Origin of the sequence: Acinetobacter sp. V115_6, assembly GCF_031799025.1 — a bacterium.
Lineage (GTDB): Bacteria > Pseudomonadota > Gammaproteobacteria > Pseudomonadales > Moraxellaceae > Acinetobacter > Acinetobacter pittii.
This window is the reverse complement of sequence record NZ_JAVQNO010000021.1, coordinates 1,838,631-1,852,670: the sequence shown is the minus strand read 5'-3', so window position 1 is coordinate 1,852,670 and position 14,040 is coordinate 1,838,631. Positions and strand designations below refer to the sequence as shown.

At 38.3% G+C, this 14,040-nt stretch carries 15 protein-coding genes and 1 tRNA gene; 3 read left to right on the top strand and 13 right to left on the bottom strand.

The window, feature by feature from the left end; genetic code table 11:
- Position 1: 1 nt before the first annotated feature.
- Entirely contained in the window at positions 2–319 is a 318-nt protein-coding gene (locus RMA94_RS17195) for an AzlD domain-containing protein (protein ID WP_270906335.1), read from the top strand.
- 43 nt (positions 320–362) lie between these two features.
- Here the strand turns inward: RMA94_RS17195 and RMA94_RS17190 are convergent, their stop codons facing one another.
- The 11 genes from RMA94_RS17190 to RMA94_RS17140 form a co-directional block, all read right to left on the bottom strand.
- Complete coding sequence (locus RMA94_RS17190; protein WP_311083820.1) at positions 363–812, bottom strand: Mpo1-like protein; 450 nt, start codon at positions 810–812, stop codon at positions 363–365.
- A 573-nt stretch (positions 813–1,385) separates the two neighbouring features.
- Positions 1,386–1,997 (bottom strand): septal ring lytic transglycosylase RlpA family protein, encoded by a 612-nt coding sequence (locus RMA94_RS17185; protein ID WP_002118141.1) that lies wholly within the window; start codon positions 1,995–1,997, stop codon positions 1,386–1,388.
- Positions 1,998–2,286: 289 nt separating this feature from the next.
- Positions 2,287–3,288: a lytic murein transglycosylase B gene (gene mltB / locus RMA94_RS17180; RefSeq protein ID WP_130172347.1), complete on the bottom strand. Its 1,002-nt coding sequence runs from the start codon at positions 3,286–3,288 to the stop codon at positions 2,287–2,289.
- Positions 3,289–3,307: 19 nt separating this feature from the next.
- The gene (gene rodA, locus RMA94_RS17175; RefSeq protein ID WP_262441539.1) at positions 3,308–4,450 is read right to left on the bottom strand and encodes a rod shape-determining protein RodA; all 1,143 of its coding nucleotides are present in this window, start codon (positions 4,448–4,450) and stop codon (positions 3,308–3,310) included.
- 126 nt (positions 4,451–4,576) lie between these two features.
- Entirely contained in the window at positions 4,577–5,227 is a 651-nt protein-coding gene (locus RMA94_RS17170; protein ID WP_033847654.1) for a hypothetical protein, read from the bottom strand.
- 23 nt (positions 5,228–5,250) lie between these two features.
- Entirely contained in the window at positions 5,251–6,063 is an 813-nt protein-coding gene (gene queF / locus RMA94_RS17165; RefSeq protein WP_033847652.1) for an NADPH-dependent 7-cyano-7-deazaguanine reductase QueF, read from the bottom strand.
- Entirely contained in the window at positions 6,060–6,833 is a 774-nt protein-coding gene (locus RMA94_RS17160) for an ABC transporter permease (protein ID WP_031948927.1), read from the bottom strand. Before RMA94_RS17160 ends, queF begins: the two co-directional genes overlap by 4 nt.
- Entirely contained in the window at positions 6,830–7,765 is a 936-nt protein-coding gene (locus tag RMA94_RS17155; RefSeq protein WP_002118101.1) for an ABC transporter ATP-binding protein, read from the bottom strand. Before RMA94_RS17155 ends, RMA94_RS17160 begins: the two co-directional genes overlap by 4 nt.
- A gap of 117 nt (positions 7,766–7,882) precedes the next feature.
- Positions 7,883–7,959: transfer RNA gene (locus RMA94_RS17150), tRNA-Arg, on the bottom strand.
- A 103-nt stretch (positions 7,960–8,062) separates the two neighbouring features.
- The gene (locus RMA94_RS17145) at positions 8,063–8,692 is read right to left on the bottom strand and encodes a hypothetical protein (RefSeq protein WP_130172350.1); all 630 of its coding nucleotides are present in this window, start codon (positions 8,690–8,692) and stop codon (positions 8,063–8,065) included.
- 141 nt (positions 8,693–8,833) lie between these two features.
- Positions 8,834–9,520, bottom strand: a complete 687-nt coding sequence (locus RMA94_RS17140; RefSeq protein ID WP_069123715.1) for a putative quorum-sensing-regulated virulence factor — start codon at positions 9,518–9,520, stop codon at positions 8,834–8,836.
- A 248-nt stretch (positions 9,521–9,768) separates the two neighbouring features.
- On the opposite strand from RMA94_RS17140, the gene RMA94_RS17135 reads away from it, so the two are divergent.
- Entirely contained in the window at positions 9,769–10,998 is a 1,230-nt protein-coding gene (locus tag RMA94_RS17135) for an alpha/beta fold hydrolase (protein WP_130172351.1), read from the top strand.
- 23 nt (positions 10,999–11,021) lie between these two features.
- Here the strand turns inward: RMA94_RS17135 and RMA94_RS17130 are convergent, their stop codons facing one another.
- Positions 11,022–11,183, bottom strand: a complete 162-nt coding sequence (locus RMA94_RS17130; RefSeq protein ID WP_086265832.1) for a hypothetical protein — start codon at positions 11,181–11,183, stop codon at positions 11,022–11,024.
- Between the two features lie 60 nt (positions 11,184–11,243).
- Between RMA94_RS17130 and glyA the strand changes: the two genes are divergently transcribed.
- The gene (glyA, locus tag RMA94_RS17125) at positions 11,244–12,497 is read left to right on the top strand and encodes a serine hydroxymethyltransferase (RefSeq protein ID WP_002118126.1); all 1,254 of its coding nucleotides are present in this window, start codon (positions 11,244–11,246) and stop codon (positions 12,495–12,497) included.
- A 62-nt stretch (positions 12,498–12,559) separates the two neighbouring features.
- On the opposite strand, the gene RMA94_RS17120 is transcribed toward glyA, so the two are convergent.
- Positions 12,560–14,035, bottom strand: a complete 1,476-nt coding sequence (locus tag RMA94_RS17120; protein ID WP_262727810.1) for an efflux transporter outer membrane subunit — start codon at positions 14,033–14,035, stop codon at positions 12,560–12,562.
- Between the last annotated feature and the right edge of the window lie 5 nt (positions 14,036–14,040).

The following is a 14,040-nucleotide window of genomic DNA, read 5'->3' as shown; positions in this document are numbered from 1 at the left end:
TATGTCTTGGTTTATGATTTTAGGCTTGGCAGCAATCGTCTTTTTTAATCGCTATTATTTTTTAGAACCTCAAGTAAAAATTAAACTGCCGCTTATTCTGAATAAGATGCTTAACTATTCTGCACCTTGTTTGTTAACTGCAATCTGTATTCCAGTTATTTTTTTCGATGGTGATCATTTAAGAGGCGTGATAAATAATCCTTATATTTATGCAGCAATATTTTGTATTGTAATCGCTATTTACCTAAAAAAAGTTCTTTTAAGTGTGATAGCAAGTTTAGGATTTTTTTATTTTATAAATTTTCTAATAAATTATTAACATGCAAAAGCTGAATCGAAAGGATTCAGCTTTAAATTCATCTTTAAGCAAGAGCTTGTTTTTGTCTGCTTTTCCATTTAGGTAAGATTTTTGAGAGATAAGCATCCATACACCAAACTGGTCCAATCAATAGGAATTGTAAATCTTTAAAGAAAGACGGTTTTTTGCCTTCGACTTTATGTCCGTAAAATTGTCCAACCCAAGCAATCACAAAAATAGCGATATAAAATCCGACTCCTACAGGTAGGGTGTAAATGAGCCATGCCATAACAACAAGTAAGGCAGCCATTGCAACAGCAAGTACAAGATCTAAACGTGCATAAAATACTAAGGTCAACACAAGTAATAAAGCAGTAAGCAATGTGCTGAAATGCGCAATGATTCCAATAAGAGAAAATAAAATGGCGGGAACGCAAAGCCAGTGAATTTGTTTATTGGTTGGATTTTGATGACTTTCGCTATATTCATCAAACCATTCAGTAATGGATTTCATTGGTAGCACACTCCTTGTTTTAACTTCGATTTATTTTTGTGAGTATATTTTAGCCTGTTCTTGAGGATCTCGACAAGAAACTAACACTATTCAACTATAGGGAACATTGCGTTAAAAAAAACTAGGAAACGGCAAACGAAAAAATAATGTGACTGTAATTGAAAAAGTAGTCAATTCGACCTCAAGAATGATGTAATTTTTCATAATATTTTTTCTGTGTTGCTCAATGATGAAATCATCTAAAAAAGGGTGATTTTGAGATTGATGGGAAAATTGTATGAAAAAGCTCTACTCATCTACTCTAAAAACGCCATAAATAGCCTTTATTTTTGAAAAATGGTACTAGGGTAGCGCAAATTTAATAAAGTCGCTCTAAGCGCAAATTAGACGTAAAATTCACTTATACTAAATAAGCATAGTTTTTTGTTTAAAAAATATTCAAATTCGGAGCTGGATAAGGGTTAAAAAAAGAGGATTTTTTAACTTTAAGTTAGGCATCATTTTAATAACTTAAAATATAAAAAAAGCCGCAAAAAAATTGCGGCTTTTTACATGAACTCGAGAGGCTATAACTTATGAAGTTGGGCCATCAACACGCTCAATATTTACTTTAGCTGTTCCAGCATTGGTAATACCAAGACGTTTAGCTGCTCCGTATGATAGGTCAAGTACACGGTTGCCATGGAAAGGACCACGGTCATTTACTTTTACAACCACACTTTTACCATTGTCTTTATTCGTTACTCGAATGTAACAGTTCAACGGTAGGCTACGGTGAGCAGCAGTTAAAGCATTCATGTCGAATGTTTCACCACTTGCAGTTTTACGACCATGGAATTGGCGGCCATACCAAGATGCCATACCAGTTTGGCTAAACTTACGAACAGTGTTTGAAGCTACTGTGTTAAGTTTTTCAATCACTGAAGGCTCATCTTCAGGGATTTCAATTTTTGCTGCGATAGCTTGACGACGGATTTGATCGCCAGAACGTTCAGTGATTGAAAGACTGTTAATGTTAGAAAAACGAGAATTAAAGTTTTGAGTATCTTTACTCAATACACGTGCTGCTAGATTAGGACCATCTACATCACTGTTTAATGATGATGACTGCACCATTTCAGCGTGCAGTGGGGCCATACTTAAACTAGCCGTCAGTGCAAGAACGTATTTCAGCGATAACTGCATTTGTATAAACTCCTGAGAACATGTACTTTTTTCTTTCAGCCATTGACTGAAATTTAAAGTGAACATGCCTTATTATTCACTTTTGCAATTGCTATATTGGGGTGGATAATATTCATCGCTTACGGAGAGTGTCTAGTCTTTAACGAGAAATCTTTACAAAAAGGGTAAAAACTTACAGTTTTAGGTTAAAAAATAATCAATAATGTAACAAGTTATTAAAAATGTATGTATTGTGATCTATTTAACAAAAATATTTATTGACTTTTACATAAAGTGCAAAAAAGCTAGCCTATCGGCTAGCTACTTCGGTGCCTAATAACCATACAGCAGTAGCGTACATGCGGCTCTTGTTATAAGTCGTAATCACTTGAAAATTCGGGTAAGTTAAATAGTAAATTGGACCGTTATAGTCTTGTAATTGAATAACATTCACCATATCGAGATCATCAATTTTAACTAAAGGATTCAATGGAGAAATACCGAGTGTCTTTAATGCACCATATGGGAAAGGTTGAGTTAAATCTTTGGCAATAATGCTTTCCGGATTTGACCCAGTGTAACGTGCCATAAACCCAATCGGTTGATCTCGTTGCCAACCTTGTTTTGCTAAATAGTTTGCAATTGATCCGATTGCATCTTCTGCTGAATTTCTTAAGTCGATATGTCCATTACCGTCATAATCCACCCCATATTTACTAATATTGCTTGGCATAAATTGTGGATAGCCAATCGCCCCAGCATAGGAACCTACAATACTATTTGTTGGGTAGCCTTCTTTATAAGTCCATGCAATAAGAGCAGCTAGCTCATCACCAAAATATTCAGCACGGCGAGGGTAGCCAAAAGCAAGTGTGGCCAAGGCATCACGTGTAATAAAAGAACCTTTATTTGCGCCATAACCTGTCTCAACACCCAAAATACCTAAAATGACAGATTGAGGTACGCCATATTGTTGCTCTGCACGATTTAAAGCATCTGCATATTGATTTTTAAAACGGACACCGCGTTGAATTGTTCCTTCAACCAAAAACATAGAACGATAGTCATACCAAGGCTTACTTTCACCTGGGCGAGTCATAATATTTAGAATGTTTGGTAAATTTTTTGCACCACTCATGGCTGCATCGACTTGGGCGCTACTTAAACCATAAGCGCTCATGGTCTTTTGTTTAAAATTCAAATAATCAGGATGTGTGGCAAAATCGTTGGCCTGAGCGAAATGACTTGTACTGATTAGACCAGTACACAAAGCGAGCATTTTTAAAGTTTTATTTAAGTGTTGAGACAACATATCGTTTTAAAATTCCAGATTATCGATGTGTATGAATGGACATGACTAAACCAAAAGTGGCCATTAAAGTAATAATAGCTGTTCCACCATAACTCATAAAAGGTAAAGGAACACCTACTACAGGTAAAATACCACTGACCATTCCCGCATTTACAAATACATAAACAAAAAAAGACAAACCAAAGGCGCCAGCAACTAAACGTCCATAGTTATGGAAGCTTTGTAAACCGATCTGGAATGTTCTAAAAATAATGGCAAAATAAAGAATTACTAAAATTAGTACACCAATAAGCCCAAATTCTTCGGAATACGCAGCAATAATAAAGTCAGTATGTCCTTCGGGTAAAAAGTGTAAGTGAGATTGTGTACCTTCGAGGAAACCTTTACCTGAAAAACCACCAGAACCAATTGCAGTTTTAGATTGAATAATATTCCAACCCGTACCGAGTGCATCTGCCTCGGGGTCAAGTAAAGTTAAAACCCTTTGACGTTGATAGTCGTGTAAAAGAAATTCCCACGCAATCGGAATTATTATCGCTGCACATGCCACTGCAGCTCCAATCATTCGCCATGATAGTCCACTTAAAAATAAGACAAATATACCGCTTGCCAAGACTAAAAGTGATGTCCCTAAATCAGGTTGTTCTGCAATCAGTAAAAAAGGAATGCCAATTAGCATTAATGATAAAACAACTTGTGAAAAACTAGGGGGAAGAGGTTTTCGTGCTAAAAACCATGCAATCATCATTGGCATGCCGATTTTCATGAACTCACTGGGTTGGACACTTCCGAAACCGGGAATATCAATCCAGCGCTGAGCACCCATTCGGACTTCACCGAATATCATAACTGCCACAAGCGAAAATAGACCAAACAAATAAAAGTAGGGAGAAAATGCTTGATAGACCTTAGGCGGAATTTGGGCTAGACCAAACATCACTAAAAAGCCAATACCAAAACTCATGGCTTGTTTACTGACTAATCCTACATCTTGCGCCGAAGCACTATATAGTACAGTTAAACCTAAGAGCGCATTTAACAGCAAAAATAGACATAACCAAGGGTCAATGTGGAGTTGTTGCCACTTAGATGGTTGCATAGCGGTGCTAAGACCATCTCGAGGAGCTTGGCGTAAAAACTTATATTGTGGGCTAGGAGACATGCGGTGTTAACTAGGTCAATCAGTGCTTGGCGCATGCTAACATAAACCTGATTAATGGCAATGTATATCAATATTTTGCAATAAAAAAACCTAGCTCTCGCTAGGTTTCCGATAGGCTATTTTTTATTAGTTAAAGAATAGACTGTCATGATATTCAGCCATCGCTTTTAGCTCAGTGCGATTTAAGCTAGGAATTAATTTATCGATCGCAATATGAACTGCTTTTGTTACAGCTGCTGCACCAATATCAGCTGCTTTACGCTTGATCATGCCAAGATCTAATGTCTTGTTAAAATCAGACATAAAGTGTCTAACCATAGCATCGCCAAACTGTTTATATAGTTCAGCTAACGCTGCTTTATTAATATCATTGCCTGCCTGAAGTTCTGCAAAATTATGCTTAAGGTTGGTCACTAGGCCAGCATCTAAAGTTACGCCTACTTTATATTGACCTTGTGGATCTTTAAATAAGCTTTTTTCAGAGAACTCTACTGACTGTTTAACAACATCGTTCGGTGCTTTGCTTAACAATTGTTTTAAAAGAACAGCAACTGTTGATTTGACATAGCCTGCAAGTTTTTCGGCAGTATCGCGCTTTTCACTTGCTGGGAAGTGCTGAACTAATTGAATTAAGACATTATCAATAATCTCTTCATTAAGTTGTAAAGCAATCTTATCGCGAAGTGGATATAAAGGTTCACTAGAATTTTTATTCGCAATTCCAGTTTGTATATCATTCAATAAGCCTTCAGAAGGGGTAAAACCAAAAAACGGCATGGTATATCCTCAAATTATTCGTTTTATTGTCGTGCCAATCGAATCGGTTTTGGCATCCATGAAAGATCCGATACTCGGCAAGGGTTAATATCAAGTCCGCCGCGACGAGTATAAGTTGCATAAACCATCAGCTTTTCAGGCTGCAAATTTTGCCAAATATCAGCAAAAATCTGCTCGACACACTGTTCGTGAAAGCCGTTATGCTGACGGTACGAGATAATATAAGCTAAAATACTACGATAACAAGGTTTTTTGCCCTTAAAACGGATAAAAACTGTACCCCAATCCGGTTGTCCTGTGACTGGGCAGTTACTTCTTAAAAGATGAGAATACAGTTCAATTTCGACTTCTTCGTCAGACGCATCTCGTTTCAAAAGAGTCGCATCTGGATGTTGCTCTAAACGCTCTGGATCTAGGTCATCAATACAAATGCCTTGAGGCTTAGAAATCTCTAAATCATCTACTTGAAATAACGTTAACTCAACTTTTGCACCTGCCGCAGCAGATAGGTCTTTTTCAACCGTTTCAATAAACGTCTGTTTAGAATCAAACTGAGTGAAGTTAAGACTATTGAAGTAAAGTTTTAAAGACTTTGATTCAATCAAATTTGGTGAAGAGGCGGGCAGTGTAATTCTGCCAATAGCAACTTGCGGGATGGCATGAGCGTTTAACCATGAAATTTCAAAAACATGCCACCAATCTTTACCTTGTGTAATACCTTCAATATGCGAATAAGCCTCACGAGACTGAGCACGAGCAATTGGAAATAAAACATCAGGTTGATAGTTAGTTGGATATTGAGTTTCTTTACCCAATAAAGATTGTTCGACACTCATTCACGCATTCCTGAACCACGAGCAAGTAAATAGTAAGCAATTCCGTAAAGTACAGCACAGCATAATGTCACAATGATTAAAGAGAACGTAACGTTCACGTCACTATGACCTAAAATGCCGAAACGGAAAGCGTTAACCATATACACAATAGGATTAATTAAAGAAAGTTTTTGCCAAAAAGGGCCAAGTGCACTAATGGCATAGAACACACCACCTAAATAGGTTAAAGGTGTAAGGACAAAGGTTGGAATAATAGAAATATCATCAAATGATTTTGCATAAACTGCATTAATAAAACCACCTAATGAGAAAAGAACCGAGGTAATTAAGACTGTATATATAGTCACAAACCAGTTATGTATAAAAAGGTCTGTAAAGAACATACTCATTGTCGTCACAATTGCTCCGACCAATACACCACGGCAAATACCACCAATGACATAGCCCCACAAAATAATATGGAGTGGTACGGGACTCATAATCAGTTCTTCAATGCTTTTTTGGAATTTTACACTAAAGAAACTTGAAGATACGTTAGCATAGCTGTTGGTAATAACAGCCATCATGATGAGGCCGGGCACAATAAACTGCATATAGCTCACGCCACCCATTTGTCCAATGCGAGATCCCACCAAATTACCGAAAATGACAAAGTATAAACTCATCGTAATCGCAGGTGGTAATAGGGTTTGTGGCCAAATACGTAGAAAACGGCGTACTTCTTTACGAACTAGAGTCCAGAGGGCAATTTGCAGTTGGTTAAAATTCATTTTGCCTCTCCTTCAAGATTTTTCTCGACCATTTTGACGAATAGCTCTTCTAGACGGTTCGATTTGTTACGCATACTACGAACACGAATGCCTTGTGACTCTAAAAGTTGGAATAAGTCATTTAATGTATGTGCCTTATCCATTGTCACTTCTAAAGTGCTGCTATCAATTAAGTTGAACTTCACACCAATAATATTTAACTGGAGTGGGGCAATTGGTTCTGCCAAATCGAAAATAAAAGATTCTTCACTCAACTGGTTTAAGAAACTTTTCATGCTGGTATCTTCTTTAATGACACCGCGGTCAATGATGGCAATTTGACGACATAACATTTCTGCTTCTTCGAGATAATGTGTAGTCAAAATAATAGAAGTACCGCTTTCGTTCATTTCGGTCAGAAAATCCCACATAGAACGGCGTAACTCAATATCTACACCTGCGGTAGGCTCATCTAAAATAAGAAGTTTAGGCTCATGCATCATGGCACGTGCAATCATGAGGCGGCGTTTCATACCACCAGATAACATGCGTGCTTGTATATTACGCTTTTCCCATAGGCCTAGTTTTTCTAAATAATGTTCAGCGCGTTTTTCTGCAATCTTTTTATGTATGCCGTAATAGCCAGCTTGGGTGACTAAAATATCGAATGCTTTTTCAAACTGTCCAAAGTTAAATTCTTGAGGGACGACACCAAGTTGTTGTTTTGCCAAGGATGGATGAGTGTCGAGATTATGTCCAAAAATCTCAACTGTTCCTTCGGTTTTTTTCGTGAGGGAACTGATAATACCAATGGTTGTCGATTTGCCGGCACCATTTGGGCCTAACAACGCATAAAATTCACCTTCAGGCACAGTGAGGTTAATACCTTTTAACGCCTGAAAACCATTACGATATGTTTTGGACAAATCTCTTAAAACCAAAGCATCAGTCATGAAATTCTCACATTATGAAAGAGGGGTATATTTTGAGCGATAATGATTAATAAACCAAGTAAAATAGTCGGAATTTTATAAAATTGAGATAAGTTTATGAAGTTATTATATATAAACTGGTGCGCCCGGCGGGGATCGAACCCACGACCCCAGGCTTCGGAAACCTGTACTCTATCCAACTGAGCTACGAGCGCACATGTGTGGGCCACATCATAGGAAAAAAACACCAATAGGTAAAGCACGAAATAGGTAACAAGTGAGTTTAATGCTTAATTAAACAGCAGCTTGTTGCTTTTTTTAGATGCGTTGTTGAATAAGTTGAATTGAATAATTAATAGAATGAAGCGTATATGCTAGTTCATGAGGCGGAATACGCGACTCCTGTAAGCTGGTAATCCATTGCATTTGGCACATTTTAAGCTCTTGAAGCGTTTTTATTTGTTCTATTTTTTGAATAAGCGGTTTTGCCATAAGCCCACAATATTGACTCAAGCTTTGCTTCATCAAATGTTGTATTTCTTCAAAAGAGAGTGTTTGAACTGGAACTGGTGGCTGGGTAATTTCAGTATGTGAAAGTTGAAAAGATGATGATTGAGTAACCTGAATTTCACTAACTGTATCATCACTTTTATTATCATCTATAGTGCTTTTTTGATGAGCTTCTATTGTAGTTACAGGTGATTGTGGGAAAGATATTTGTTCATTTAATTCTGAAGAATTTTCGCTAGAAGAAGCAATAAGTTTTAAGTCGATGAGCTGTTGGATAAGCTCTGGAGATGCAATACGTTTTTTAAATTCACTATTTAAATTTTGAAAATCTTCGTGATCTATTAATAGTAGTAAACGTCTTTGTTTTGCATTTAAACTAATGTTACGTTGTTGAAGCGCGACTCTTCCCAAATTGGTTCGATAAAAACCAGCCATCATTTTTCCCCAAATAAAAAAATCAGACTGTTCAATTTTCTCAGTTGAACAGTACTGTTTTTAATAAAATATAAATGGGGTTAACCATAAAACTCAAAAATGACAATATGATGAAGAATTGATGAATATCATCTATTTAAGACTTTAAAATGCGCCTTCTAATGCTTTACGTAAATACACATCCAGTTCATCTTGGCGTAATAACCATTGAATATAGTCTTTAGGAAGTTCAGCAATTGCTGTGCCTTTATGCTTACCAAAATTAATAGTCGTAGGGATGCGTGCTTCTTCAGAAACTCGGTAAAGCTCTTCAATGTCCTGAATATTTAAATGATAGACAATATGCATCAAAATATTAGCGGTCAAAATAATATCCGCATCGGCTCGGTGCGCGCCTTTGAGCAATTCTCGAGCTTTACTGCTGCCTTGAGAAATCATATAGATGAGTGCTGAAATATTATGTGCTTCTGCTTCAGGCCAAGTTTTGCGTGCTAAAGCTAGTGTACAAATCGGTTTGATATGAGAAACATCTACACCACAACGAGCAATCGCAGCAATATCGTAATCAATATTGTGACCAATAATATAAGTTGTAGTTTCTGGCAATTTAAAGTTTCTATAGTGGGGTTGGTTTTCTAAATCTGATTCTAATATATGGTGTACTGCCATAGCCGCGAAAGAGATAGGTGCACCAACCTGATAAAGTTGATCAAACAATTTGCTCTTATCTAAAGTCAGCTTACCCTCGTTAATTTCAATTGGGGCATACGCAATTTCAATAGGCAAACCATTTAGCGTATGTGTTTCTGTATCTAAAATAATGGTTTGCATAACTGGCCCTTTAAACAATCACGAGTAATCAAGAATGTTAACAGTTGGCTACCCACTTTAAAACATGAAGTGAGGCCTAAGAGTAGCGAGAACGTTAATTTATATTAAAAATAAAGTTTTCAGAGATTAATTTCATCCAATAGAACTTGCGGAAAATAAAGATTAGGCGTAAATATTTTTAAGACATTAGGAAATGTTGATTAAAAACTAAAGCAAAACAAAAATGGAATTTAAGGGAAAATATACTAATGAAAATGAAACTATTAATGACGAGCGTTCTTAGCACGAGTTTATTTTTAGTCGCTTGTGGAGGGGGGAGTAGTGACGATGGCTCAGCTCCTACTAATCCATCTGGGACACCAATCAATAATATTCAAAATCCAGTTGTTAAAGTTGAGGCTTATACAAGCACCAACTTAGGATCAGTTGCCGCAGAAAGTAGTATTTTGACTTATAAAATGTTGGGTCAAAGTGGCCAGGAAGTGCAGGCAACAAGTTTGGTATTTACACCAAATACTCCACCACCAATAGGGGGGTGGCCAATTGTGGTTTGGGCACATGGCACTACGGGTGTGGCAGATACTTGCGCACCAAGTAAAGCAGCTTTAGCAGATAGTACAAAAGATTTAATTAGTAAATTACTAGCCGCAGGTTATGTTGTGGTCGCACCTGACTATGAGGGTTTAGGTACTCCAAGCATACATCCATTTTTAAATGTTAAAAGTGAGGCCTTTTCAATTACAGATGCCGTGGTTGCAACACGTAACTATTTATCACAACGTAATTTATTAACCTCAAAAAAATGGTTAACAGTAGGACATTCTCAGGGTGGGCATGCTGCATTAGGTGCTGCACAATATGCGAGTCGTGCACAACTAGACTATAAAGGTACAGTAGCGGTAGCACCGGCTTCTAATTTAGGCTTTATTCTAGTGGCGGGAGAGCAATCTGTTGCTAATGCTACTCTAGATAAAAAGATATCAATGTATGCTCAACTTGATACGTATACGGCTTTAGTTACTGCGGGGATTCGTAACACACAACCTGCCTTTAATTATTCACAAGTCTTTACTTCGCAAGTCTCAAGTATTGCAGCACAAGCAGAAACTATTTGTTCTGGACCATTGGGCGAAGCCTTTGGGGCAAGTATGACTAAGTATGCTACAGATCATAATGGAACACTGGATGGGTATACACGTACACAACCTAACTTTATGGCTGTGCCATTGGTAAAAACATTCTTAGATAAAGATTCTCAACCTCTACAGGCAAAAGTCACTACACCGATTATTATTTATCAGGGGGTAGCTGATACAACTGTTCCGAAAGTAGCTACCGATATTTTGATATCTAATGCCACTGTCGTAGGCACTAAAATTAATAGTTATGTGACGGGTAACTGGGACCATGGCACGGTGATGAGCAGTAACGTAGATAATATTGTTGGAAATGTACAAACTTTACTGTCATCTCAATAGAGTTGTTGATATTTAAAGGATTTTTAATGTTTTTCTAAGCTAAAATGAACGATACAAAAATTTAAAATATAAGCTTTAAACGTGCTTTTTATTTGATTTATAAACAATGGCTCATTTTTTATAAAACTTGAGCCATTTTTATTTAAAACTGAGCTAACTTCATTCTGTTTAATTATAAAGTTCATGCTACAATATGCCGCAATCTTAGCACGGCTTAAAAGCCCTAATTTATAGGACCCCCGCTAATGTTTGCCAATATTTCCATTTCTGAATTTGATCCAGAATTAGCTCAAGCAATTGCTTCTGAAGGTGAGCGTCAAGAAGCACATATCGAGTTAATTGCATCTGAAAACTATTGCTCTCCTGCTGTGATGGAAGCGCAAGGATCAAAACTTACGAACAAATATGCAGAAGGTTATCCAGGCAAACGCTATTATGGCGGTTGCGAGTATGTGGATATCATCGAGCAAATGGCGATTGATCGTGCTAAAGAACTTTTTGGTGCAGATTACGCAAACGTTCAACCACACGCTGGTTCACAAGCTAACTCTGCTGTTTATTTAGCGCTTCTTAACCCAGGTGATACTGTTTTAGGTATGAGCTTGGCTCACGGTGGTCACTTGACTCACGGTGCAAAAGTAAGCTTCTCTGGTAAAACTTATAATGCAGTTCAATACGGTCTAAACGCTGAAACTGGCGAGATCGATTACGAAGAAGTTGAACGTTTAGCGTTAGAGCACAAGCCACGTATGATCGTTGCTGGTTTCTCTGCTTATAGCCGTGTTGTAGATTGGCAACGTTTCCGCGACATCGCGGACAAAGTTGGCGCTTACCTTTTTGTTGATATGGCTCACGTTGCAGGTCTTGTTGCTGCTGGTGTATATCCAAACCCAGTTCAAATTGCTGACGTAACAACGACGACGACTCACAAAACACTTCGTGGTCCACGTTCTGGTTTAATCCTTGCGAAAGCGAATGAAGAAATCGAGAAAAAGCTTCAATCAGCTGTATTCCCTGGTAACCAAGGTGGTCCATTAATGCATGCGATTGCTGCTAAAGCAATCTGCTTCAAAGAAGCTATGTCTGATGACTTCAAAGCTTACCAACAACAAGTTGTGAAAAATGCTCAAGCTATGGCTGAAGTATTCATCGCTCGTGGTTATGATGTTGTTTCTGGCGGTACAGACAACCACTTGTTCTTGTTATCTTTAATCAAGCAAGATGTAACTGGTAAAGATGCAGATGCTTGGTTAGGTGCTGCTCACATTACTGTGAACAAAAACTCAGTTCCAAATGACCCACGTTCTCCATTTGTGACTTCTGGTATCCGTATCGGTACTCCAGCGGTAACAACTCGTGGTTTCGGTGAAGCTGAAGTTCGTGAACTTGCTGGTTGGATCGCTGACGTGATTGACAGCAAAGGTGACGAAAAAGTTATTGCTGACGTAAAAGCGAAAGTTGAAACTGTTTGTGCAAAATTCCCTGTATACGCACAATAAGTTGTAAATATAAAAAAAGCGCCATACGGCGCTTTTTTTATATCAAGTTAATTAGATAAGAATTAACTTTTAGATTTTACCGATGACTCGGCATTATGCCAGCCACCACCTAATGCACGGATTAAATTTACACTAGCCATCATTCTAGTGCCGTTAAGCTGTGCAGAAAGTTGTTCTTGTTGCAAAGTAGTCCGATCTGAGTCAATCACATCAAGATAACTGATAGCACCTTCTCGATAACGTAAATGAGACAGTTGATTTGCATGACGAGAAGAGGAGAGTGCTTGATTTTGAGCTTGAATTTGCTGATCAAGTATTCTTTGATCTGATAAACCATTTTCAACTTCGCGAAATGCATTCAACACAGTTTGGCGATAGTTTGCCACGCTTTCTTCATAGGCAGCTCGTGCTTGAGCAACTCCAGCCTTACGTTGTCCACCGTCAAATAATGGCAAAGATAAAATAGTACCTGCCACTGGACCAAGTAAGAATGTACGGCTCGACCATTTACCCAACTCACCTAAACTTGATGATTCATAACCGAGTGCACCTGTTAGGTCCAGTTTTGGGAAGAAAGCAGCACGTGCAATTCCAATACGCGCATTATCTGCTGCCATAGCACGCTCGGCAGCCGCAATGTCAGGTCGTCTTTCAAGTAAAGCCGAAGGTAAACCTGCTGGCAGACGAATGCTGTTTGCAGTTAAAGGTTGAACTGCCAAGCTAAACTCAGCAGGTGTTTTGCCTAATAATACTGCAAGAGCATGCTCTGCATTGGCTCTGTTACGAGCAATATTTAATGCATTGGTTTGTGCTGTAGCAAGTTCGGTCTGTGCGCGAGAAACATCTAATTCACTGACTAAACCATTTCTAAAACGTGTTTGAGCTAAGTCGCGTGTCTCGCCAAGCAGTTTAATAGTGCGATTATAAATTGCTTGTTCAGCATCAAGCTGACGAATGAGAAAGTAGCCTTGGGCAACATCAGCTTGTAAGGCTAAAAGCGCCGACTGATATAAGGCTTCTTGTTGCTGTACATCAGCTGTTGCTGCATTGACACTACTGGCGATACGCCCAAATAAATCGAGTTCATATGAAACATTAGCTTGAGCACGCCATAAGGTTTGTGCAGATGTATGAGCGTTGTCATCTAAACCCAATGAAGCCGGAGAGGGTTTTTGACGAGTTGGGCCAAAGCCAGCACCAATACTTGGCAAGCGTTCAGCTTGTGCTGCGGAACGTAACGCACGTGAAGCCTGAATATTAGCCGCTGCCGCTTTAAGGCTCTGGTTTCCAGAAATAGCTTGTTGTTCGAGCTCATTCAATTGAGCATCATTAAAAACACGCCACCATTCACCTCGAACCTGCTGATCGGCAGGTTGGGCAATTTTCCAGTTATTGTCTTCAAGTTTAGGGTCAGACTCTTTAAATTTGACGGGAACTATGACCTTTGCAGGTTGATATTCCGGTGCCAAAGAGCAGCCTGCAAGCAGCAGGCTTCCCATGAGTGAGGACAATAATAAGCTTTGTTTTGCTGTAGCCATTAAAT

Excerpts from the sequence above, each read along its gene's own strand:
- RMA94_RS17145 (WP_130172350.1), bottom strand. The coding sequence starts at position 8,692 with ATGATGGCTGGTTTTTATCGAACCAATTTGGGAAGAGTCGCGCTTCAA.
- RMA94_RS17185 (WP_002118141.1), bottom strand. The coding sequence starts at position 1,997 with ATGCAGTTATCGCTGAAATACGTTCTTGCACTGACGGCTAGTTTAAGT.
- RMA94_RS17130 (WP_086265832.1), bottom strand. The coding sequence starts at position 11,183 with ATGAACTTTATAATTAAACAGAATGAAGTTAGCTCAGTTTTAAATAAA.
- queF (WP_033847652.1), bottom strand. The coding sequence starts at position 6,063 with ATGAGTGTCGAACAATCTTTATTGGGTAAAGAAACTCAATATCCAACT.
- RMA94_RS17140 (WP_069123715.1), bottom strand. The coding sequence starts at position 9,520 with ATGCAAACCATTATTTTAGATACAGAAACACATACGCTAAATGGTTTG.
- rodA (WP_262441539.1), bottom strand. The coding sequence starts at position 4,450 with ATGTCTCCTAGCCCACAATATAAGTTTTTACGCCAAGCTCCTCGAGAT.
- RMA94_RS17120 (WP_262727810.1), bottom strand. The coding sequence starts at position 14,035 with ATGGCTACAGCAAAACAAAGCTTATTATTGTCCTCACTCATGGGAAGC.
- RMA94_RS17170 (WP_033847654.1), bottom strand. The coding sequence starts at position 5,227 with ATGCCGTTTTTTGGTTTTACCCCTTCTGAAGGCTTATTGAATGATATA.
- RMA94_RS17195 (WP_270906335.1), top strand. The coding sequence starts at position 2 with ATGTCTTGGTTTATGATTTTAGGCTTGGCAGCAATCGTCTTTTTTAAT.
- mltB (WP_130172347.1), bottom strand. The coding sequence starts at position 3,288 with ATGTTGTCTCAACACTTAAATAAAACTTTAAAAATGCTCGCTTTGTGT.
- RMA94_RS17135 (WP_130172351.1), top strand. The coding sequence starts at position 9,769 with ATGAAAATGAAACTATTAATGACGAGCGTTCTTAGCACGAGTTTATTT.
- RMA94_RS17160 (WP_031948927.1), bottom strand. The coding sequence starts at position 6,833 with ATGAATTTTAACCAACTGCAAATTGCCCTCTGGACTCTAGTTCGTAAA.
- RMA94_RS17190 (WP_311083820.1), bottom strand. The coding sequence starts at position 812 with ATGAAATCCATTACTGAATGGTTTGATGAATATAGCGAAAGTCATCAA.
- glyA (WP_002118126.1), top strand. The coding sequence starts at position 11,244 with ATGTTTGCCAATATTTCCATTTCTGAATTTGATCCAGAATTAGCTCAA.
- RMA94_RS17155 (WP_002118101.1), bottom strand. The coding sequence starts at position 7,765 with ATGACTGATGCTTTGGTTTTAAGAGATTTGTCCAAAACATATCGTAAT.